This window comes from Paraciimarium castrense LEGE 11436 (assembly GCF_056633055.1).
This window is the reverse complement of sequence record NZ_JBSJOW010000001.1, coordinates 298,006-318,393: the sequence shown is the minus strand read 5'-3', so window position 1 is coordinate 318,393 and position 20,388 is coordinate 298,006. Positions and strand designations below refer to the sequence as shown.

General features: G+C 62.1%; 26 protein-coding genes and 1 pseudogene. 13 read left to right on the top strand and 14 right to left on the bottom strand.

Annotated elements, in window-relative coordinates:
• Window positions 1-99 precede the first annotated feature (99 nt).
• Together ACWJIO_RS01725 and ACWJIO_RS01720 are read right to left on the bottom strand one after the other, a co-directional pair.
• Window positions 100-636: a methyltransferase family protein gene (locus ACWJIO_RS01725; RefSeq protein WP_480310977.1), complete on the bottom strand. Its 537-nt coding sequence runs from the start codon at window positions 634-636 to the stop codon at window positions 100-102.
• A 53-nt stretch (window positions 637-689) separates the two neighbouring features.
• Window positions 690-1,118: a DUF3122 domain-containing protein gene (locus ACWJIO_RS01720; RefSeq protein WP_480310975.1), complete on the bottom strand. Its 429-nt coding sequence runs from the start codon at window positions 1,116-1,118 to the stop codon at window positions 690-692.
• A 245-nt stretch (window positions 1,119-1,363) separates the two neighbouring features.
• Here ACWJIO_RS01720 and ACWJIO_RS01715 point away from each other — a divergent pair, with 245 nt between their 5' ends.
• The gene (locus ACWJIO_RS01715; RefSeq protein ID WP_480310973.1) at window positions 1,364-2,041 is read left to right on the top strand and encodes a rhodanese-like domain-containing protein; all 678 of its coding nucleotides are present in this window, start codon (window positions 1,364-1,366) and stop codon (window positions 2,039-2,041) included.
• Window positions 2,042-2,484: 443 nt separating this feature from the next.
• Here ACWJIO_RS01715 and ACWJIO_RS01710 read toward each other — a convergent pair whose 3' ends face one another.
• Entirely contained in the window at window positions 2,485-3,414 is a 930-nt protein-coding gene (locus ACWJIO_RS01710; RefSeq protein WP_480310972.1) for a hypothetical protein, read from the bottom strand.
• A gap of 7 nt (window positions 3,415-3,421) precedes the next feature.
• Window positions 3,422-3,964, bottom strand: coding sequence for a hypothetical protein (locus ACWJIO_RS01705; RefSeq protein WP_480310971.1), 543 nt, complete (start codon window positions 3,962-3,964; stop codon window positions 3,422-3,424).
• 812 nt (window positions 3,965-4,776) lie between these two features.
• On the opposite strand from ACWJIO_RS01705, the gene ACWJIO_RS01700 reads away from it, so the two are divergent.
• Genes ACWJIO_RS01700 through ACWJIO_RS01690 form a run of 3 tightly spaced genes read left to right on the top strand, consistent with a single transcriptional unit; the run spans window position 4,777 to window position 7,552 of the window.
• Window positions 4,777-5,580 carry a hypothetical protein gene (locus ACWJIO_RS01700; protein ID WP_480310970.1) on the top strand — a complete coding sequence of 268 codons (804 nt, stop codon included), beginning with the start codon at window positions 4,777-4,779 and terminating at the stop codon, window positions 5,578-5,580.
• Window positions 5,581-5,584: 4 nt separating this feature from the next.
• Window positions 5,585-6,064, top strand: coding sequence for a hypothetical protein (locus ACWJIO_RS01695; RefSeq protein ID WP_480310968.1), 480 nt, complete (start codon window positions 5,585-5,587; stop codon window positions 6,062-6,064).
• Window positions 6,065-6,109: 45 nt separating this feature from the next.
• The gene (locus ACWJIO_RS01690) at window positions 6,110-7,552 is read left to right on the top strand and encodes a hypothetical protein (RefSeq protein ID WP_480310967.1); all 1,443 of its coding nucleotides are present in this window, start codon (window positions 6,110-6,112) and stop codon (window positions 7,550-7,552) included.
• Here ACWJIO_RS01690 and ACWJIO_RS01685 read toward each other — a convergent pair.
• The gene (locus ACWJIO_RS01685) at window positions 7,537-9,672 is read right to left on the bottom strand and encodes a heavy metal translocating P-type ATPase (RefSeq protein ID WP_480310966.1); all 2,136 of its coding nucleotides are present in this window, start codon (window positions 9,670-9,672) and stop codon (window positions 7,537-7,539) included. The genes ACWJIO_RS01690 and ACWJIO_RS01685 overlap by 16 nt on opposite strands.
• A 147-nt stretch (window positions 9,673-9,819) precedes the next feature.
• Between ACWJIO_RS01685 and ACWJIO_RS01680 the strand changes: the two genes are divergently transcribed.
• The gene (locus ACWJIO_RS01680; RefSeq protein WP_480310965.1) at window positions 9,820-9,978 is read left to right on the top strand and encodes a hypothetical protein; all 159 of its coding nucleotides are present in this window, start codon (window positions 9,820-9,822) and stop codon (window positions 9,976-9,978) included.
• Between the two features lie 847 nt (window positions 9,979-10,825).
• Here the strand turns inward: ACWJIO_RS01680 and ACWJIO_RS01675 are convergent.
• On the bottom strand, window positions 10,826-11,113 hold the full coding sequence (locus tag ACWJIO_RS01675; protein ID WP_480310963.1) for a HepT-like ribonuclease domain-containing protein: 288 nt from the start codon (window positions 11,111-11,113) through the stop codon (window positions 10,826-10,828).
• 61 nt (window positions 11,114-11,174) lie between these two features.
• Window positions 11,175-11,441, bottom strand: a complete 267-nt coding sequence (locus tag ACWJIO_RS01670; RefSeq protein WP_480310962.1) for a nucleotidyltransferase family protein — start codon at window positions 11,439-11,441, stop codon at window positions 11,175-11,177.
• A gap of 490 nt (window positions 11,442-11,931) precedes the next feature.
• Here ACWJIO_RS01670 and ACWJIO_RS01665 point away from each other — a divergent pair, with 490 nt between their 5' ends.
• Together ACWJIO_RS01665 and ACWJIO_RS01660 are read left to right on the top strand one after the other, a co-directional pair.
• Window positions 11,932-12,156 carry a hypothetical protein gene (locus tag ACWJIO_RS01665; protein ID WP_480310960.1) on the top strand — a complete coding sequence of 75 codons (225 nt, stop codon included), beginning with the start codon at window positions 11,932-11,934 and terminating at the stop codon, window positions 12,154-12,156.
• Window positions 12,156-12,539 (top strand): type II toxin-antitoxin system VapC family toxin, encoded by a 384-nt coding sequence (locus tag ACWJIO_RS01660; RefSeq protein ID WP_480310959.1) that lies wholly within the window; start codon window positions 12,156-12,158, stop codon window positions 12,537-12,539. The genes ACWJIO_RS01665 and ACWJIO_RS01660 overlap by 1 nt, the downstream gene beginning before the upstream one ends.
• A 191-nt stretch (window positions 12,540-12,730) precedes the next feature.
• Here ACWJIO_RS01660 and ACWJIO_RS01655 read toward each other — a convergent pair whose 3' ends face one another.
• Complete coding sequence (locus ACWJIO_RS01655) at window positions 12,731-13,024, bottom strand: PIN domain-containing protein (RefSeq protein WP_480310957.1); 294 nt, start codon at window positions 13,022-13,024, stop codon at window positions 12,731-12,733.
• Between the two features lie 57 nt (window positions 13,025-13,081).
• On the bottom strand, window positions 13,082-13,351 hold the full coding sequence (locus tag ACWJIO_RS01650; protein WP_480310956.1) for a prevent-host-death protein: 270 nt from the start codon (window positions 13,349-13,351) through the stop codon (window positions 13,082-13,084).
• 224 nt (window positions 13,352-13,575) lie between these two features.
• Here ACWJIO_RS01650 and ACWJIO_RS01645 point away from each other — a divergent pair, with 224 nt between their 5' ends.
• On the top strand, window positions 13,576-14,019 hold the full coding sequence (locus ACWJIO_RS01645; protein ID WP_480310954.1) for a hypothetical protein: 444 nt from the start codon (window positions 13,576-13,578) through the stop codon (window positions 14,017-14,019).
• 213 nt (window positions 14,020-14,232) lie between these two features.
• Here ACWJIO_RS01645 and ACWJIO_RS01640 read toward each other — a convergent pair whose 3' ends face one another.
• Window positions 14,233-14,439 (bottom strand): addiction module protein, encoded by a 207-nt coding sequence (locus tag ACWJIO_RS01640; RefSeq protein WP_480310953.1) that lies wholly within the window; start codon window positions 14,437-14,439, stop codon window positions 14,233-14,235.
• 240 nt (window positions 14,440-14,679) lie between these two features.
• Entirely contained in the window at window positions 14,680-15,138 is a 459-nt protein-coding gene (locus tag ACWJIO_RS01635) for a hypothetical protein (protein WP_480311536.1), read from the bottom strand.
• Between ACWJIO_RS01635 and ACWJIO_RS01630 the strand changes: the two genes are divergently transcribed.
• Window positions 15,046-15,381 (top strand): HNH endonuclease signature motif containing protein, encoded by a 336-nt coding sequence (locus ACWJIO_RS01630; protein ID WP_480311501.1) that lies wholly within the window; start codon window positions 15,046-15,048, stop codon window positions 15,379-15,381. The two genes, ACWJIO_RS01635 and ACWJIO_RS01630, sit on opposite strands and share 93 nt — an antisense overlap.
• On the opposite strand, the pseudogene ACWJIO_RS01625 reads toward ACWJIO_RS01630, so the two are convergent.
• Together ACWJIO_RS01625 and ACWJIO_RS01620 are read right to left on the bottom strand one after the other, a co-directional pair.
• A pseudogene (locus tag ACWJIO_RS01625) lies at window positions 15,306-15,566 on the bottom strand (DUF5615 family PIN-like protein); the annotation flags it as partial. The gene ACWJIO_RS01630 and the pseudogene ACWJIO_RS01625 overlap by 76 nt on opposite strands.
• Entirely contained in the window at window positions 15,563-15,796 is a 234-nt protein-coding gene (locus ACWJIO_RS01620) for a DUF433 domain-containing protein (RefSeq protein WP_480310952.1), read from the bottom strand. The pseudogene ACWJIO_RS01625 and the gene ACWJIO_RS01620, both read right to left, overlap by 4 nt.
• 316 nt (window positions 15,797-16,112) lie before the next feature.
• Here ACWJIO_RS01620 and ACWJIO_RS01615 point away from each other — a divergent pair, with 316 nt between their 5' ends.
• The 4 genes from ACWJIO_RS01615 to ACWJIO_RS01600 are packed head-to-tail and all read left to right on the top strand — an operon-like array spanning window position 16,113 to window position 18,544.
• On the top strand, window positions 16,113-16,523 hold the full coding sequence (locus ACWJIO_RS01615) for a hypothetical protein (RefSeq protein WP_480310951.1): 411 nt from the start codon (window positions 16,113-16,115) through the stop codon (window positions 16,521-16,523).
• Entirely contained in the window at window positions 16,524-16,907 is a 384-nt protein-coding gene (locus tag ACWJIO_RS01610) for an HIT family protein (RefSeq protein WP_480310949.1), read from the top strand.
• 3 nt (window positions 16,908-16,910) lie between these two features.
• Window positions 16,911-17,456, top strand: a complete 546-nt coding sequence (locus ACWJIO_RS01605; RefSeq protein ID WP_480310947.1) for a J domain-containing protein — start codon at window positions 16,911-16,913, stop codon at window positions 17,454-17,456.
• Between the two features lie 8 nt (window positions 17,457-17,464).
• Complete coding sequence (locus tag ACWJIO_RS01600) at window positions 17,465-18,544, top strand: hypothetical protein (protein ID WP_480310945.1); 1,080 nt, start codon at window positions 17,465-17,467, stop codon at window positions 18,542-18,544.
• A 77-nt stretch (window positions 18,545-18,621) separates the two neighbouring features.
• Here the strand turns inward: ACWJIO_RS01600 and ACWJIO_RS01595 are convergent, their stop codons facing one another.
• Entirely contained in the window at window positions 18,622-19,359 is a 738-nt protein-coding gene (locus ACWJIO_RS01595; RefSeq protein WP_480310944.1) for a DUF5677 domain-containing protein, read from the bottom strand.
• Window positions 19,360-20,388 lie beyond the last annotated feature (1,029 nt).

The window sequence follows — 20,388 nt, the reverse complement described above, 5'->3', positions numbered from 1 at the left end:
CCCGCCAGCATGTGCTTATGATCCTAAGCTCATAATCTTGCTATGGCCTTGCCTGTGTCGCGTTGTTGCTGGCCTACCGGAGGCTGCTGCAGGCGGGGGCTAGCGCCAGTCGAGACCTGGAACAAAGGGAATGATCGCCGGGGTGGATGCCATGAAGGCGGCATAGGTGGCGTGAATGGAGCACAGCCGCTGTTCTTCGCGACGGGCCTTCAGGCTGAGCACGGTCGCCAAGGCCAGCAGCAGGCCCAGATGCAGCAGGCTGCCGAGAGCCAGCGTCACCCCCAGGGAACAGAGCAGCAGCGACTGATACAGGGGATGGCGGCAGCGGGCGTAGGCGCCTTCGGTGACCAGTGGCGCTCCGGCGATCGGTTCGGGCAGCGGACTGAGACTGTCCCCCAGGTTCAGAGCTCCCTGGCCGCCGATGAACAGGCCGGTCAGGATCGTGAACCCACCGATCAGTCGCATCGCCAGCGGCCAGTGAATCCCCAGTGCCGCCGGGGCAGGCGTTGGTGGCAGCCAGTGGGCGGAGATCAGGATCATCTGGGCCAGCACCCACCACTCGCCATGGCGGTTGTTCCGCAGACCTTCCCAGGAGCAGCCCCATTTCTGCAGTCGTTCGTTGAGGTGGCTCGGCATCGTGTGGTCGATTGAAACAAGGGGGGGGAGCTCATGGCTTCAGCCCAGTGATGTCAGCGGTGCGGAGGCAGGCCATGCAGGACCTGCACCACGTCGGGTGGCAGCATCACCTTCACGGCGCCCTCCCGGTCATCGGTCGGCACCTGCAGCTGCAGCGGCAGCACCTCACTCGGCCTCGGTTCCATGGCGTCGGCGTCGAACTGGGCCGAGGTCTCAGGGAGATCCTCCGCTCCGAGGGCCACCAATTCCCCACTGCGGTTCGGCAGCAGCCAGTCGCCGCCGAGTGCATCGCTCAGCAGCAGCGGCCGCTGGTGATTCACCGCCTGCCCGGGTGAGCGGGCGTTCAGGCGCAGGCGCCAGCCGGCTGGATAGGCGGGATCGGGCTGCTCAAACAGGGTCAGGCCCCAGAGATGGCCCGAGGAGTCGGTGAGGCTCCAGCGCAGCGGATCGTCCGCTGCCGTGGCCTGGAATGGCAGCAGCATCAACACCAGAGCAAGCAGAACAGCTGCAGCCACTGACCTCAGCAAGGGCCCAGGCGAGCAGCAGTGACCCGGGCGGCCAGCCCCTCGATCCACGGCAACAGGAATGCCCATAACGCCTTTCGCAACATAACGTCGTTCAACGCTACTGTGTTAACGGGAGGATCGGGTGCCAGGTCGAGCCCCCGCTGGTGCGGGTCCATCAGCGCCTCCTGCGGCTCCAGCCCATCCCGTTCTCATGTCTGACGATGACGACAACCTCCCTGCCTCCCTCACGGCTGGCGATGCACGAGTGCAATGTGCACAGGAGTTTCACCCTGCAACTCCAGGGGCCGGCGTGGCCGAGCCAGGCAAGATCAGTGAAACCGTTTCAAGACGATCATGGTCAAGACCGTCCCATCTGGCACCAGCGCATCTGGATATCACTTGAACCGGCGGTTGTTGGCCTGATCCTGATGGCCTGCGTTCTGCTTGGCGTGGGAGCTCAGCCGATCGCCATGGCTGCTTCCACACCACCTGAGCCCACATTGGAGAGCGCCGTTGATCGTTATCTCGTTTCCATGCCGGGAGACTATTACGCTGTTCGCACAGTTCCAGCCTTGAAGCGCCTGATCGGAAGTGACGAGGCCTTGCTGGTTGATGTGCGCCAGCCCTCTGAATACCAGGCAGGACATATCCCAGGAGCCATCAACATTCCTCTCAAGGATCTCGAGCACCGCCTCGACCTCATCCCCACGGATCAAGCCGTGGTGTTGTATTGCTCGACGGGCTACCGATCAGCGATGGGAGTGATGGCACTCCAGTTGCAGGGATTTGATCAGGTCAGGGGATTCCCGCCCAGCTTTGCCGGCTGGCAGTCAGCCGGTGAGCCCATTTCCCGATTGGATCCCTCTGGCGAGATTCAGGCTGGCGTGGCTCAGGCCTGACTGCTGCGCCGTCGCCCAGATCCCATGGCTAAGGATGCACCCCATGCGGCTCAGCTTTGATAGCTTTGAGCGTCATGATCACCAGCAGCGGCCGCCTCCTGATCAGCGCCCTCAATCTGCCCACCCCCCGTCAGCTCGCTGTCATTCAGGGCCAGCAGTCTCATCCCTTCACCGTCATCCCGTTCCAGCCGCCATGGGCGAACGCAGGTTTCGATTCAGCCTGCAATGGAGTAGCTCAGAGTTGCCGGGTTTCGGCCTGTCTCTGATCTCAAGGGCATTCCGCTGCAGCGAGTGGAGGCGGAAGCCATCGCCTACATGCAGGAGCGCATCACGCTTAGCGCGCTTGGTTGAGCAAATCAGTGTTCACCACACAAGCGGAAGAAGCAAACCATCAGACTTGATAGAAGTTTCATCGGTGAACATCCTGAGAGTTCGGGGCTTGTTCAGAACGACGCAAAAGCCACGGCACAGGCCGCATTGAGCAGTTCGGCTTCAGCCGGGGTATAGGGGCGCTCCCCATTGAGTTCCCCTCGCTGGCAGTCGGCCGTGGCTGAGAAGATGCGTCCGTCGTAATCAAACAGGAACTCCACGCCCTTGCTGCCGATGGGTTGCACCGAACCGAAGCGCAACCGGTAGGCACTGTTCGAAACAGGGATCGAATCACTGTTGGTGCTCACGGCATTGTTCACGGCGTTGGCGATGATCGCCGCCGAAGCCACCTGGCTGATCCCCCAGATCACCGAGGAGCCGTTCCACCACCACCAGCTGGGGCGGCTGTCCGTCCAGCCGCTGCCATACCAGCCATGAGACCAGGGCCGCCGGCTGGACCAGGACGGTCCCACCCAGGTGGAGCGCGAGACGTTGACGGTGTTGCCGGCAATCACCGGCCGCGAATAGATCGGCCGGCGCCAGCGGGAGGATCCCGTGGACACAGAGCGGCCGGTGCGGGCCGGCAGCGAAACGGCGTTGTTGCGGGACGAGCGGAAGTTGCCGGAGCCGGGGTTGCGGTCGACCCAGCCGCCGGCTGGTCTCTGGCTGCCGGAGCCCAGACCCCTCGGTGGTCGCAGCACCAGGTCGTTGCCTCGGCCACTGCTGCGCCCGCTGGCCCGGCCAGAGCTGGGCCCACCGCCGCGCTCATTGCTGCGGCCTTGAGAAGGCCGACGGGGGGGTTCGGCTGAACGATTCGGCAAACGCCGCTCGCCACTTCCGCGCCGGTCGCGACCATCCCCATCGGGGCGTCGGAGGCGTTGGGACTGGGCGCGCAGCTCAGCCTGAGGCTCAGGGCGGGGGCTGAGGCCGGCGGAGAGGGCTCCAGGCTGGAGAGCGGCGATCAGGGCCAGGCTGGCGGAGGTGGTGCTGATCAAGGTGTTCATGGAGATCTCAGAACCCCTGATCGCAGGCTTCCCTCGTGTAGCAAATGGCCGCGATGCGTCCGTCGGCATCAAACGTGGCCTTGATCACATCGCGTTGGAGGTCGGAAAACTGGGCACGAAGGCTGGCGAAGTAATTGGGATTCAGGGTGCAGATCGAGGCGGCGTCCTTGGCCTGGAAACAGAGTTCGTTGTTGCCGAAATCCATGCTCAGCGCGCTCAGACCCGTCCAGGCCTTGGCGGTGTGATCCCAGATCTGTGCCCCCTCAGGGGAGTCGATCAGACGGATTGAGGTGACTGTGCTGTCAATGATGTGGCGGTAGACCGTGACGCCCTGGCCACCGATGGCCTCAATGCGGCAGGGCTGCTCCTCATCCCCGACGAGGCAGCGGGTGGTGAGGCTGTAGAGCGTGCCGCCGTTCGCCGCAGCCGGGAGGGCCAGGGCCAGGGCGCTGGTGGCGAGACCCGCCAGAACGGATCCAGCGCGGCGAAATCCCGAGACCAGACCGGGCGGCAGGCAGAGGGATGGATCTGTTGACGAACTGGGTTCCATGGTGCCTTCATCCATGAACGGGAATGATAAGGGCTGGGGGATCCAAGGGAGCAGAGCCTCGCTCCCTTTCTCATTACATTCCTAAAGGAGTTGACTCTAGCTCAAGACAATGGACTGAAGCAGCCTGGCCATGTTCAACAACGCCCATGATCACACCCAACCATGAACGGCTGCCGGGCTCAATGCAGCGGCATGATGGCCTGATTGATGCGCTCGGCCGTGTCGGCCCCAGCGGCGTCCTCAACTCAAGCGGTTGAAGCCAGCGGGAGTGGCACGACCACGGCGGACATGAAGAACATCATCGGGCCTGTGACCGTGAGCTGAAGCAATGGTTCGCCGCCCTGATCGGAGGAACTGCAGCGCAAACGTATCTGCAACACCAGGAGCAGGCTGTTAAGAAATTAATCGATGCGTCCCAGAGCCTGGTGTCAATCCTGTTCAAGAGCGCAATCTGTGCTCAACAGCTGTCAGGCCATGCCCACTTGCATTCAGCCAACAGCCATGGAGCATCACCGTTTCAGGGAGCACCAACAGGGCCTCGGGGCGGAGCTGAACTGATGCTGCACCGAGGCCTCGCCGCAACCTTGCTGGAGCTTCAGGCTGATCACGAATCCACAGCGGTTTACGCCGCTCCCCCCGGCAGAGTCATCCTCTGGGACGATCTGTTTAGCCGCTTCTCAGGAATTCCTGATCTGGTGGACGAGGGTGTGGACGAGCCGCTTGCCGGTTTTGGCGCCATCAGTGATGACCAGGCCCAGCGGGTCGCATCCGCTGTGGGACGAGCGACTCACGCCAGGCTTCACGATGCCTGCATGCGCTCAGGTGGAAACCCCGTGGACCTGGGTCTGCTGCTGATGCAACTGGCCGCTGGTGAGGCCACCTATGAGGAGCAACTCAGGGCGCTGCGGGACAGTGCCCGAGCCGGAGACATCAGCAGCACCAAGGGGGTGTTTCTGGCCCTTCTGGCCCAGGTGGAGAGCCTGGACCCCGTGCTGGAAGGAGCCGGAGTGCTCCCTGTGGAGGAACGCAGGGTCGGCAATCTTGGACTGAGGAGTTCAGATCTCAGCAGGCGCATGGCCATGCTGCTGACAGCCACTGTGATGGTGCTGCGGCGCATGAGCACTGGCCCTGGGGAGGCGGGCATGAGAAGGATCGCCGAGAATCGGTCGATCCTGCGCCGCTATGACACCGCCCAATGGCGGGGGCTCCTGCCCCTGAGCAGCTTGCCTGAGCAGGCCGATCAGGTGGTGGCTGGAGAGATCGCGGAGATGGGCTGGGTGGATCGGCCGATTATTCCATATTCCTTTCTACGACTCAGCGACGGATCGGAGCTGAGAGTCCACCGCAGAGACATCACCCAGAACGGCACCGTGCCGGGCTCGATGGTGTGGATCCGTGGGAAGGTGGAGATTGATGAACATGGCGAGAAGATTCTCGTGGCCCATTTTGAAGGACCAGGCAATCACTCCGATCTGATCTGGGAAGATTGGCTGGCTGCCGAGAGTCGCCATGCCTATGATCTCTATCCTCGGGTGGTTGATGCCAACTGGGAGTTCCCCCCGCTGGGGGTCCAGTCTTCAGCGGGTGAGCTGATCTCCCGAATCCAGGAGGCCTGAATTCATGCAGACGCCACAGGAATTACTCGATGAGCTGGCCGGCATAGCAGATCCTCCGGATGTGTCCGGCCTGCTTGGTGGCTCCGGTGTTATTGACACCTTCAGCACTTTGCGCTGCTCTGCAGTGGATTGTGGAGTCCTGGCAAGTTCTCTGGCTCAGCTACAGCAATGGCTCAGCCAGGCAAGGGCTAAGTTATCGGAATTGCAGGCTTATTTAACGCAGTCTGACCTGCAGCGGATCAGAGGCGAGGCAGAGCTAGGCCAACGCGATGCTGAGCGTGAAGTCGGAGACGATGAAAGCGAAAACTCGGGCTACCAGGATGTTATTAACGAGGTCAATGAAAGGCTCCTAGAGGCTGACTCCAGCTACACCCAACTAGCTGATCAACGAATGATAGAAAATGGGATAAAACAGGCCCTCCAGGCCGTTCAGAATCACTGCTGTGTAGAAGCGAGCTGGTGGCAGCAATACAGCCCATTCTGACGGTCTGAAGCTCTACCAACGGGCTGTAGACCTTGCTCCTGGTTTATGCGCTTTCTCACGAATCTACGCCCAGAAACCGCCGAGATCTATGCTGATCGAGGTTACTCCTCTTCAGCCTGGCTGCTGTCCAGCCACCGTGCCACCCCACAGACGCTTGATTTAGCCAAGGCCGTCCGCCTGCGAGGTGGCGACTTGATGGCTGACAATGGAACCAAGCCACTCATTGACATGGTGATCGATGAGTTTGCAGATGCAGCAAGACCCATTCGCTCAAGCTTCCGCGACATTCGCAGGGAGAGTGGTGAACCCTCGATGAGTCGCATGCCTGAGGAGGTGCGGGGGCCAGCCAAGGCACTGGCCCAGGGTGTAGTGGAATACATCGACGGGCTCCAGCACGAACACCGCTGGGCTGATGTGATCGATGCGCAGCTGGCCATGGATCCAACCCATGTGATTGCGCCTGAGGATTTCTGCATCGGTTGTCTGATTGGCCTTGGCCTTGATCGCTCATTGACGGGTTGGTCGCTTGACCGTTTTCGCGCTCGTAACCGAATCAGCCTGAACGGCTGGGAGCAGATGGCTACCGATCCCCGCGCCCACGGCCGGCATATCTTTGTGACCCTGGCAGCTGCGGACTATCACACCGCCAGAGTGGTCAGCCGGATGGCTGCCGAACGGGGCGCCGTGAATGTGGCTGTGGGTTTTGCAGGATTGAACAACCTGCAGACAGGCACGCAGTGGACTTCATTGAAAGCGCGCCGAAGATTGTCTCAACCCACGGGCAGGCGTTATGTGGAAATGATGGAAATATTGCTTGGAATTCGTGATGGTTTTCACGAAGCCCAGGTTGTCTTGCAGCGCTTTCATGGGCTTGGCCTGGGCTCAAGGGCGCAGTACTGCCTCCTGCCGTCGATCTTCACGGGCCCCACGGAGATCTCTGTGGATGCCACCAGTCCGCTGCATGATGCCGTGAGGGGCCGGGTTCTCTATGACGCCGCCGCCCAGGGCCGAAGCCGAAGGGTCGATGCTGTGGCGCAGCAGGTGGTGGAAGGCCTCGACGTTCCCATCGATGGTTTCTTTCCCCGTCGAGCGCGGGACCAGCATGGCCATGACACTGGCGCAGCAAGGGACTGGTGGGAGCAAGCCAACCGTCCGGCTATCGGGATGTCCCATCTGCGCCCTGACCAGCCCCTGGCGCGCCACCTGGGATGGCTGGCCAGCGGCACAGGTTCGTCCACCACTGCCGTGACCAGTGACTGGATCGGTCACAACCATGCTGTCTGCGATGAGCTCACGGGGCAGGTTCCTGCTCTGGGCCGCCGTTCCTGGGCACAGGATCAGATCCAACGGCTGATGACCACCCAGGGATTCACCCTGCGGCGCGCAGCGGAGACCTGGCTCGAGATGTTCGGCTTTGATGAAGCCAGCGAGCTCCAGGATCGAAGCTTCACACCTCGGCCAGCGTCCAAGGCTCAGGCCCAGCGCTGACGCAGCAGACGCAGGCCGTTGGCGATCACCAGCAGGCTGGTGCCCATGTCGGCAACAACGGCCTGCCACATGGTGGCGCTGCCCGTGAGGGTGAGCAGCAGAAAGGCCGCCTTGATGCCGAGGGCAAGGCCGATGTTCTGCCAGAGCACCCGCCAGGTCTGCCGCGACAGAAGGATGGTGTCGGCCAGACGGTTCGGGTCGTCGTCCATCACCACCACATCGGCGGTGTCCATGGCGGTGTCACTGCCGGCGGCGCCCATGGCAAAGCCCACCGTCGCCCCGGCCAGGGCGGGCGCGTCATTGATGCCATCGCCCACCATGCCGGTGGGTCCCTCCTGCTGCAGAGCGAGCACCAGCTCCAGCTTCTGCTCCGGCAGCAGGCCGCTGTGAACCCGCTCGATGCCAGCCTGCCGGCCGACCAGCTCAGCCGTGAGGGCGTTGTCGCCACTGAGCATCACCAGCTTGAGGCCGAGGTGCTTCAGGCGCTCCACGGCCCTGGCGGCGCTGGGGCGAAGCGGATCGGCCGAGCCGCAGAGAGCCAGCACGCCCTGGGCGTCGGCCAACAGGCTGACGCTGCGGGCCCGCTGCTGCTGCTGCCTGATCCTGTCGCTGAGCTCCGGGGTGTCCAGACCCAGCTCCTGAATCCAGCGGTGGCTGGCGAGCCACAGGGGCTGACCCTCCACCAGGCCGCTCAGCCCACGGCCGCCGCTGGCGCTCAGCTCCTCCACCGGCAGCCGCTCCGCATCCAGCCCCGCCGCGATGGCGCGGGAAATGGGGTGGTTCGAACGGCAGGCGAGGGAGGCGGCCCACCGGCGCAGCTGGCCGGCGGGGATGCGGCTGTCGATCACCTCGAAGGCCTCCAGCCTGGGCCGGCCGGTGGTGAGGGTGCCGGTCTTGTCGAAGGCCAGCAGGCGCAGGTTGCGGGCCTGCTCCAGGTGGAGGCCGCCCTTGATCACGATGCCGCGCCGGGCGGCGGCGGTGAGTCCACTCACCAGGGTGACCGGCGTGGCGATCACCAGGGCACAGGGACAGGCGATCACCAGCAGCACCAGGGCCCGGTACACCGCCTCGAGCGGTGTGAGCCCCAGCAGCACCGGGCTCAGCAGGGCCACCAAGAGCGCCAGCAGAAACACCACAGGCGTGTAGCGCGCCGCGAAGCGATCCACAAAGCGCTGGATGGGCGCCCGTGAGGCCTGGGCCTCCTCCACCGCGTGAATGATCCGGGCCAGGGTGCTGGTGGCCGCCGTGCAGGTGGAGCGGATCTCCAGGGCGCCGTCGGTGTTCAGAGTGCCGGCAAACACCGCATCACCGCTGGCCTTGTCCACCGGCAGGCTCTCGCCGGTCACCGGGGCCTGGTTCACGGCGCTGCGGCCGCTGAGCACCACCCCGTCGAGGGGAATCCGCTCGCCGGGCTCCACCCGCAGCCGTTGCCCCACCACCACGTGGCCCACTTCGGTGCGGGCCCACTCCCCAGGCCGCAACTCCACCGTGGCCAGCTCGGGGGCCAGCTGCATCAGGTTGCCGATGGCCTGGCGGGCACGGTCTGCCGCCTGGGCCTCCAGCGCCTCGGCCAGGGCGTAGAGGGCCATCACCATGCCGGCTTCAGGCCAGTGGCCGATCAGGAAGGCCCCGCTCACCGCCACAGCCATCAGGGCATTGATGTTGAGCCTTCCCTGGCGCAGGGCAGCCAGTCCCTTGAGGTACACCGCCAGTCCTGCCAGGCCAATGGCACTCGCCGACAGCCCCAGCACCAGGGCCTGCTGCGCCGCGGAGCCCGGCACCAGCACATTCACGGCCTCGGCGGCGGCAGCGAGCAGCAGGGCCAGAAGCATCCTGGCCCAGGGCACCGGAGCGGCCCGGGGCGTGGATGCCGCAGTGCCCTCCAGCCGCTGGGGCGGGTAGCCGAGGCGCTGCAGGAGCAGCTCCGCCTGGGCCAGGGCGGCCGCATCGGCGCGGATCAGCAGGCTGTGGCTGGCCAGCTGGAAGCGCAGCTCAGCAATGCCAGCCACATCGCTGAGGGCCTGGCGAATCTCCAGTTCCTCCGTGGCGCAATCGAGGGCAGGGATCCACCACACCTCGCCGTCAGGTCCCAGGCCGGAGGGGGTAGGCGGGCTGACCATCGGATCGGGCGGGGCTGGGGTCCGTAGCCAGCCTGGTGGAACTTCAGCCTGGCTGGATGGCTGCCGCGCATCGCGGAGCTGGACCAGCCAAGGGAGGCATGTCAGCCCCACCGGAGATGATGGGTGCCGTTGCCAGAAGTGAAGGCCATGAAGCTGCCGGAAGGATGGACGGTATGGCTGGCCGTGCTGGGGCTCAACGCCATGGCGGGCGCCATGTGGTTTATGAACCGTGGCGTGGAGCGCCCCGAAGCCGGCGGCAGCCTCTGGGCCATGCTGCGCTCGCTCGGCCACGGTGGCGTGGGATAGGCGCTGAACGTCCACCCCTGCGAGACGAGCAAGACGAGACGAGCAAGAAGGGGGCGTCCCTTGCGGTGTCTTGATCAGCATCGGCGTGATCATCTTGCTGGATCTGGCCTTCCTGAGGACAGGCCGGAGGTCACCTTCGGGGCGATTCTGCGGCAGGCCGGTATCAGCGTGGAGGCGTTTCTAAGCCAGTAGTCCCGAGATCTCGAGATGGAGTCGCATCAAGGGTGACGCCTCGCCGGGATCGAAGTGTCAGACGACCGCGTCGCGGATCTCGCGGCGGCAGCTGCGCTGGCCCGGTGGGAGCCATCCTCCGCTTCCTCGACAACGAAAAGGGTTTCCTGCATAGCGCCCTCCAGTGGCACCAGTCTTGCGGCGGTGAGCGGGATGCCGCCCCTGACTGGGCAAAGGGACTGGGGCGGCACACCAACCCCCGGAGCCGGGTTGGCTTCAGCCGCAGCACTCCCACGCCAGAAGGGATTCCATCAAAGGCGATGGCCTGACGGGCCGCCCAACACAAAACCTGGCCCAGGCGCCCGGCAGCCGCCAGCATCGCTCCATTGACACCAGCCCCTCCGCCACCTACCAGCGCCTGCGCGCGTTCATCGCCGAGGGGATGCGTATGAGCCCCATCGACCAACTCCTCATGCTCCTGGAACTGCTGGGCCACGGTGTTGCCTGGCAAGAGGCGGCCCCGCCCCGGCGCAGGACGTGGCCCGGCGAAGAGGTGTTTGCCCACCACCGCAGCCCGATCAGCGGCTCGGTGAAAGTCCGGGTTGAGTTGGCGTGTGATCAGGAGCTGAACAGCTGGGGATGGCTCTGCGCAACGCGAACGGCGCACCAGCCGCCATCAGAGCTCAGCCTCAATCACTTGGTCCAACTGGTTAGCCAGGGCTGGAATGCTCTCGGAAACAATCTGCCAGATGGTGTCGTCTTCCAGGCCGAAATAGGCATGCGCCAGAACATCGCGGAGGCCAGCAATGCGTCGCCAGGGCACCTCGGGGTGCCGCTCGCGGACCGCCGGCGGGATCTGCTTTCCCGCTTCACCAAGAACCTCCAGGTTGCGCAGTACGGCGTCAACCACCATCTCGTCAACAAGAAAGTGCTGGCGGGTGAGCCCCTGGCTGTATCGGAGCACTTTGGATCAGCACAGCTGCATGTCCTGGAGGAACAGCGACCAATTACGGGCACTCCCCCCTTCAGGCAAGAGCAACGGCCTCCTGCTCGATCCGCTGCCGCAGTTCAGGGCGAAGTCCGCAGCGCGTCACCAGGTCCACCCGAGCGCTGAGCAGGTCTTCCAGGGCCAGCTTGAGGTCCATGTACTGCTCAAAACTGGGGCTGGAGGGGAAATCCACCAGCAGGTCCACGTCGCTCTGCAGCCCTGCCGCCCCGTGGATCACAGAGCCGAAAACGCGAAGATCCCGGCCACCGTGGGCGGCTGTGAGGGCGAGCAGCTCGGGGGCCATCTGCCTGAGCCGCAGAAGCGTGGGGGGCTGTCTGGAATCCATGGCTCCCATTCTGCTGCCCGCCACTGGCTCCCGCCAAGGCCACGGGCCACTCTGGCTGCATGCCCCCGCCCCCCTCCACCACCTACCAGCGCCTGCGGTAGTTCATCCCCAAGCGCATGTGCATGAGCCCCATCGACCAACCGCTGATCCTCATGGAACTCCTGGGCCGCGCAGCAGTGTCTGGAGAAGACCCTCTAGCCGAAGGCTTCTGCGAAGCAGTGAGCCTGGTTGCACCACCTCGGTAGCACTCCGCCTTCGACGCACGACATCTCACGACTGCTGTTGCTGTTGCCTTCACCAGCTTCGCTGTGCAGTACCGCTACGACGACGAACCCGAAGAACTCAGCCTGGATCGCGCGGCCTGGTGCGAGAGAGCCGAGGCGTTGCCGGAGAAGGCAACGAGCCACCAGCCGCTAGGCTGCTAGCAGCGAGCAAGCAGCCTGCAGAGATGACGCGCACCCTCTACATCCGCCACGTTCCCGATGACGTGGCCGAGCGACTCGAAAAATTGGCCAACCGCGCTGGGCTGCCTCTGAGCACCTTCGCCCTGCGCGAACTCAGCGAAACTGCTCGCCGGGCCGACAACGCAGACCTCCTCAATGCCTTGCCATCGGCTCCGATCGACCACGGCACGATTCTGGAGGCACTGCGGCAGGTCCGGGCAAAACGCTGATGGTGGTGGTGGATGCCTCGGTGCTGGTGGATGCGCTCTTGATCCAGGGCGCATCCAGGGCCAGGCTGGCCGAGGCGGATCTCCAGGCGCCTGATCTGATCGATGCCGAGCTGCTATCGGTGCTCCGCCGGCTGGTGCTGGCCGATCAGCTTCCTGAGCAGCACGCTCTGCAGGCCCTGACCACGGCCCAACGTCTTGGTCTGCGCCGTCATGTCAGCCGCCACCTCTGGCCACGGGCCTGGGAGCTGCGCGCCAACCTCACGGCCTACGACGCCCTCTACGTGGCCCTGGCCGAAGAGCTGGGAGCCACACTCCTCACCGGCGACAGCCGTGCTGCCCGGGCACCTGGCCTGCGCTGTCATGTGGAGGTGATGGCCTCCTGAGCGTTCCGCTGCAATGCGGGCATGCGCGATGCTTTCTGCCGAGGCCAATAGGCCGCACCGAGTTCCGCGGCGTGCAGGCCAGCTACGGCCACCGCGAAGCGGGCTGTGTGTTCTGTATCGCCGATGCCTATCCCGTGAGCGAGGGGAACAGCCTGGTGATCCCGCGGCGACACGTGGTGGGCGCAGTGGGCTCAGCTCTCCAGGTAACGCTCCGCCGTGTTGGTGGTCCAGGTTGCGATGCCGATGCCGAAGAAGTCCTGATCCTCAGTCCAGATGGCGCATTCCAATTGCAACGCCAGCGCCAGGGCAGGCCAGTCATCCTTGTCGCGGATCCTCGCCAAGGCCTCCTCCTTGGCCGACCCCAGCACGCTGTTTTCCACAACCTGGACAATCAACAGCAGGCTGAGCAAAGCCTCAGCGCAGACCTCTTGAGCGAGACCTCTCTTCCTGGCGAGATCAGTCACGTAGGCGGTCGCCTCGGCCACGTTGGCTTCAGCGAATGAGGATGTTCGCGTCCAGGACCAGGCGCTTGCGCTCCACTCTCAAGCCGACGGTTGCTCAGGGCGGCCCATCCGCCAGGCCTTGAAGTCGGCAGTGAGCTCGTCTTCGCCCAAACCGAGACGCTCCAGTTCAGCCTGCATCAGCCGGCCAGCCTCCAACACCTTCTCCCGATCACTCAGGTTGCCTTGCCGGGGCAGGGGCACGTAGAGGCCAATGGTGCGGCCATGGCGGGTGACCTCAATCGGCGTGGACGATTCCAGATGGGAGGCCAGCCTGGACCTGAGTTCACGGATGCCAATACGGGTCGCCACGCTGTCCTCCTGCCAAATGTGTACACATCTTAGTGCTGCATTGGGAAGTCGGCCGGCGATAGCGGTGGCGGGTATGGACTGGGGCGAGCCACCCACACCCGGCGCCGAGTTGGCTGCAGCCGCTTCACACCCTCGCCAGAAGGGATCCCAGCTGGGGCGATGGCCTGACGGGCCGCCCAAAACCAAACCTGGCCCGGTTACCCGGCAGCCGCCAGCATCACTCCATGGCCAACAGCCCCTCTGCTGCCTTGCTTCGCCTGCGCGCGTTCATCGCCGAGCGCAGGCGCATGAGCCCCATCGACCAACCGCTCATGCTGATGGAACTGCTCGGCCGCCGCAGCCAGGCCCCGGCGCAGGGCTTGGCCCGGCGGATTCTGGGAAGCGCATGGTGGGCCGGGTTCACCTTCAACGGCATCACCGCCTATGGCGATGGCCACGACAGCCTGATCGGCGGCGACGAGTTGAGCGATGGCGGTACCTGGCCGAAGGCCAGCGTGGCGGAGCCACTACGCGACGAACTGCTTGAGCTCTGCTGGGAACGTCTCGACGCATTCCGAGGCCATCGGCATGCTGCAGGCCCTGTTCTTCGGCCTCATGGAGAAGGCCGAGTCGCCCCAAGGCGAGCGCGAATCCAGATCGGATCGCGACGACAATCGAGGATGGCGTAGATGTCGATACTCGTCGCCTCTATCACGTAGTAAAGCGCAAAGGGAAACCGCCTGATCAACATGCGATGAAACCCATCGACCTGAAGATGAATGCCGCCATAGACAGTCAGTGATTGAACATCAGCTTCGACGGCATCAAAAAAGCGATTGCCCAGCCCCGGTGACTGAAGTTCGTAGAACAACCAACCGTTACGTAGATCATCGGTGGCCGCATCAAGGAGCCTGATATCCACGAAGCTCGGCCTTGAGGTCAGTCATGGCGTCGTTCCAAGACTGAAACCGGGCGGAACCCTGCTCCAGCTGGTTGCGGCGCCGCCGTAATTCATCGCGATGCCAATCAGGCGATAGGACCTGATCGGGCGTGGCGGAGAGATCCGCCCATAGGACTTCCATCGCCTCAAGTTTGTCTTCCAGACTCATCTGGCCCAGGGGAAGATTCGCCGCCACCAGCCGAGGCCTCCAAAGGGGCATGGCATGGATTTTAGAGCCAATGCAGTCAGCAAAACGAAGCAGGCCAGAAGTCCAGAGGGCTGTTGTCCTCCTGACAGGTGCCACCCCCGTCACACCCCAGCCAGGATGCCCCCATGCCCCCGCCCCCTCCGCCACCTACCAGCGCCTGCGGCACACCATCGCCGAACGCATGCGCATGAGCCACGTCTATCAGCCCCTGATGCTCATGGAACTCCTGGGCCGCCGCAGCCCCGCCCCCGCGCAGGACGTGGCCCGCCGGATCCTGGTAAGCCCATGGTAGGCAAGGTGCTCACCGGCAACGGCATCACCCTCTGCGAGAAGGGCACTTACGCCCTGGTGGGCGGCGAGGAGCTGAGCGACGCCGAGCGCGACCAGCTGCTGCAGCTCTGCCGCCAGCGCCTTGATGCCTTCCGCCAGCAGCGGGGTGAGGAGGTGTTCGCCCACAGGAGCCGCCACCGCACGGCGATCAGCGGCTCGATCAAAGTCCAGGTGCTCACTCGCGCCAGAGGCCGCTGCGAGTGCTGCGGAGCCCATGAGCACCAGCGGGCCTTGGAGGTGGACCACATCGTGCACAGGAACCAGGGCGGCTCTGACGACCTCAGCAACCTGCAGGCCCTCTGCTTCCACTGCAATGCCGGCAAGCGGCATCCCGCGCGAGGCGGGCTGTGTGTTCTGCGCGCTGGAGGGCAGCGGCCGGGTGCTGCTGAAGAACGAGCTGAGGTTCAGAACCTGACAACCAATGCCTTCCGACTCAACTCAATGAGGACGTGGCTTTCGAACAGATGGATCAGCTCCGGCAGAGCACGAAGCAGCAACGCAGTGAGATCTGGGTTGCAGATGTTGCCTGTGGCGACAATCAGGAGCCTGGCTGGAGTGCCGCGCAACAGATGACTGCGAACAAAATCAGCATCCTTGCTGAAGACAACACGTTGATCACGATCCGCGATGGCGGAAATCACCCGATCGGAGCTGCGATTGCCTGCTGGTAGATCAAGGGTATGCAGAACATCGCATCCCAATGCCTCTAGAGGCCGAACAAGAGATCGAGGCAGCTGGGCATCCAGCAGGATTCTCATGCAGAGAGAAGTTCAATGCGCTGAACTCGTGAAAGCTGAGTTGCGTACTCCAGCACTGCTGTGATATCGACTGACTCAAGATCAGGGTAATCGGCAAGAATTTCCGACGCACTCATTCCTGCAGACAGCAATTCAAGTATCATCTCCACGGGATAACGCAACCCGCGGATCGTTGGCTTCCCGTGACAGATCTCAGGGTCGATAGTGATGCGACCAAGCTGGTCTGTCATGGCGGCTCCCTGGGTTTTCCAGCCTAAGCGGCACAGAGGCTCATGACGATCGGCTGGATTTGGCGCTGACATGGGTCCTTGGTGGGTCTCCCCATACAAGTTCCACCCGCGTCACACCCCGCACCAGCCCTCTCCTCCCAGGCCAGGATGCCCCCATGGCCTCGAGCCCCTCCGCCACCTACCAGCGCCTGCGCGACTACATCGCCAAGCAGATGCGCATAAGCCCCATCGACCAACCGCTGCTGCTCCTGGAACTGCTTGGCCGCCGCAGCCCGGCCCCAGCGCAGGACTTGGCCCGGCGGATCCTGGTAAACGCATGGTGGGCAAGGTGCTCACCGGCAATGGCATCACCGCCTACGTCAACGGCGCCTACAGCCTGATCGGAGGCGATGAGCTCAGTGACGCCGAGCGGGGCGCGCTGCAGCAGCTCTGCCGCCAGCGCCGCGATGCCTTCCGCGAGCAGCGCGGCGAGGAAGTGTTTGTCCACAGCAGCCGCCACCGCAGCCCGGGGCCGCTGCGAGTGCTGCGGCGCCCACGAGCACCAGCAGGCCCTGGAGGTGGATCACATCAACCCCAGGAACCAGGGCGGCTCCGACGCCATCAGCAACCTGCAGGCGCTCTGCTTCCGCTTCAATGCCGACAAGCGCGACGGCTGTTTGCCTACGCAAGAGGGCGCACTGACTTCCGCGCTGTGCCGGACAGCTACGGCCACCACGAAGCGTGCTGAGTGTTCTGCGCGCTGGAGGGCAGCGGCCGCGTGTTGTTGGAGAACGAGCTGGCGCTCTGCATCGCCGATGCCTACCCGGTGAGCGAGGGGCACAGCCTGGTGATCCCGCGTCGGCACGTGGCCGACGGGCTGGAGCTGCACCAGCCGGAGTGGAACGCCGTGGTGGAGCTGCTGAAGCTGCGGCGGGAGCAGCTGCGTGCCCAGGACGCCACGATCAGCGGCTGGGCTGGTTTGCTCAACGCAAGAGGGGGGCTGAACTCAGGCGAAGCGGCGGGGCAGACGGTGTGTCATGCGCACTGGCATCTGATCCCACGGCGAACAGGTGATGACAATTCCCCCCGTGGGGGCGTTCGGGGAGTTATCAAGGGCAAACAGCACTACTGAGCCGTGGCCACCAAGACGCCAACGCGCAAGAAGCTCGATCGAGCAGCGGTCTTGGCAAGGATCGATGAAATCCTCTCAGCTGGCACTCCTGACACCGAAAGCCTGTTGGCGTTCGCAGAGTTCATCAACGGAAAGCCGTTTCCTGAACCGGTTCTCACGCTGACAGAGCTCAAAACGGCAGTGTGCAAGGTGTTTGGCAGCAAGAACGCCACGGAGCTGCGTAAGTCAAGTGAGTTCAATCTTGCGATGGCGGGCCGTACTTTTGATCTCAAAACCAAGGCCGATTGGCTCAAACTCTATCGGGAGTGGGTTGGAGTTCCCCAGAGCGAGCGTGGCAAGACTGGCAAAACTTCCATTAACGGTATCGACGTTTTGGAGAATTTCAGGCCGTGGCATGTGTTCTCACTTGATCCATCAACAGCCACTGCCGAAGACATCAAAGAGACCTTCCGCAGGCTTGCCAAGGAGCACCATCCTGATGTTGGCGGTGATCCGCGCGTGATGGAGCGGCTCCAAAAAATGCGTGACTCCCTTCTTGCATTCCTCTGAACGAGCCGATGACGACGACATCCAAGCGATCACGTGATGCCTTCTCCTTTCAGGAGACCGCCAGAATTCTTGGAATCAGCGCCAAGAAGCTCAAGGGCATCTGCGAGTTCTTTGATGCTCATGATGATGATGAATGGGAGCTGATCGAGGGGGAATTCTTTGAGTACGAACCAGGCCAAGCTCGCAGCCGCCGCTTTTACGAAGAAGGCGTGATGGCTCTGGCGAAATACCTGGAGGAGAAGGAAGGTGGGAGCATCTTGGCCAAGATTCATGAGTTCTTTACCCACCATCGTGCAAGGGTGACACGTACACTTGTCAAGCGTCGTATTATTCAAGTCACCCAAGATCGAAGCGCCATCCAGATCCGGGGGGATCTAGTCTTTCTTGAACAGCGCTCTGTTGTAAGGGTGCTAGGCACCAACGGCAAAGGAATGGCTGGCACCATCACAAGGATCCAGGAAGAAAGTTCTGGACTAGATGGTGCCGAGGGATTAGAGATCGGCGTACACTTTGATAGCTTTGAGGGCAAAGACCAACGCCATTGGAGCCAGCGCGGCATCGTGCGCCTGGCGAAGACGATGAGGGATAAAGGCAGAATCACAAAAGCGCGAAAGGCATGGGTTACAGCCGTTGCCGATGTAGCTGAAGAGTGCTTTGAAGTTCAGCGAAAACTGCTTGAGAGCCATGAAGCAAGGGTAAAGGCCGCGAAGGATAAAGTTCGTCAGAGGGCACTTCGCAAAGATGGCTCTGGCTGTGCCGTCTCCGGCCACAAACCGTCTGCCTCCGATCAGCATCCAGTTGAACTGGAGGCGCATCATCTGTTCGATGCCAGCTCAAGGCCTGACCTGGCAGCCTATGAAGAAAATCTAATCGCCATCAGCAGCAGTATTCATCGAAACTTCCACAAGTGGATGGGCTCAAAGCCTTGCGAGCCCAAAGAATTTGTTGACTATCTCCTAAGCAATGAAATGAGCTATTTTGATGGGCCACCAAGTGCCAAGAAAAGGAAGGAGCAGAAGCTGCAAAAGCTGATGAACCGGCTTGAACTGCTACAGGCCAGATTTGAGGGGAATCACTTGCTGTATTAACGCTCGCCATCACCTGGCCGCAAGTAGCCTGTGAATAAGATAGAACCCGACGGAGGCGGCTCTGGTGCATGGCGGTGTTAGGCATCATCTTGTGTCTCAGGTAAATCAAAGATCGAGCGGAGAAATGCAGAATGCTCTGCAGTTTCAGCTCTTAGATCCAGATCGTATACTGAACCAAGCGCATCCAAGGCATGTGCCATTGCCTCAACGGAAGCGCCAAGGAGCATGGTGGAGAAGCCAAACTCTGGTCCATTGAGAATACCCGCGACAACATCACGAGCATCGAGCTGGACATGTCGTTCAAGGTCTGATAACTGGGAATGCGAGGTCTGAGAAAGAAAGGAATACACTGTGTCGTACCAACTGTGCATTCCGGCTCGACGGCTTATCTCCTCCACGGTAAGCCGGCGTATCTTCTGTTCGTTCACTATCTCCGACAGCTCTGACTGGATCTTTTGCATCTCAGGTCTATTGGACCAGTCCTTCATGGACTTGAGAGTTGATTGCTGAGCCCTATTTATGGTCTTCAGGCGCTCAAGTTCTGCCGTATTTGCAAGCTGCTGAAGAGTTCCCGGATGATGGACGATAGCGCAGAGATTGAAAACGGTTTCCGCCAAACTGCGAACAACTACTCTGCCCGAGTTCTCCATCCCACGTGAAACGAGAATATAGGCGGCTTGGTAGAATTCAAGGGCGCGAAGAAACAGCAGCGCTGTGAATAGAGGTTCGCCACTGGTTGGGACTTTGAGCGAGTAGAGAACCCTATAGTGAACGTCCAGCAGCTGCAGGTACCCGCTGGCGAGGACTGAAGACACTCTTTCAAAGTTCTCACGACACCCTTCTGCGTCAGGAGACAGGAATCCATGATTCATGAGAGCCATCTAAGAATGCATTCCCAGCATGCCTAACGCTTGCCATCGCCTGGCCGCAGAGAGAGGCAAATGTGTTGAACAACCCTCAGGTGGCGGCTCAGGTGCATGGCCGTGTTAGGGCCCTTATACATCCGAATAAGAATGTGATTCCTCATTTGAGCAAGACAGTATGCATCCGATAATGCCAGCCAGATCCGAATAGTCTGACGTAATCGAGCGCATCAGAAGCGTTTCGGATTGAAGTAAAACTCTTCTTCTTGGCGAGTTTGGAAGCTTTCGAAAAGCCATCAAAGGAACCATGTGATCTATCTGCTCATCTACAAGTAGGATTGCATCGGGATCACCATTGGCCGGATGCGCTTTTCCTAATGCTCCTCAAGTGTCGGTCTCGTAATGGAGGCGCCCTTGGCTCTCTTTAGCATATTGATTGACCTCACGGCGCCTGGCTCTCCGCAGACTGTCGATTCACCTAGCTACATCTCGATCAACGAATACAACAAAAAACTTTGGTCTAATACGAACCAGCGCAATAAAGCTCAGCTCTCCGTGATCAGTCCGATCATCGTTTCATGCCGGTGCAGCACCTCAATCCAGCTGAGCACCTACAGCCAAGGAAGCTCGATATCTGCTGAGATTGGTCGCGTCCTTTTCTGGGTCTGAGTCGACGCATGGTTGCACTTAGCTACGAAGATCCAGGCCGTCAATCTCGTGGACCCGCACTTTGGGGTGGCTCTGACGCAGAGCTTTAGGTGCGTACCCGCACGCTCAAGGCATTAGAGTGGCTAGAACAAACCTAAGCTTTACTCGCACGTAAGCGATGAAGATGACCAGTTTTCCAACTCACTATGCCATCGCTGCAGCTGCAGCCGCAGCACCCTCACCGTATGGAACGAAGAACAGATCCAGCTGGCTGTATGGTCCAGCTTATCGACGCACTAGTCAATAGCCGCGTCGTTGGATGCGCCTCTAGTA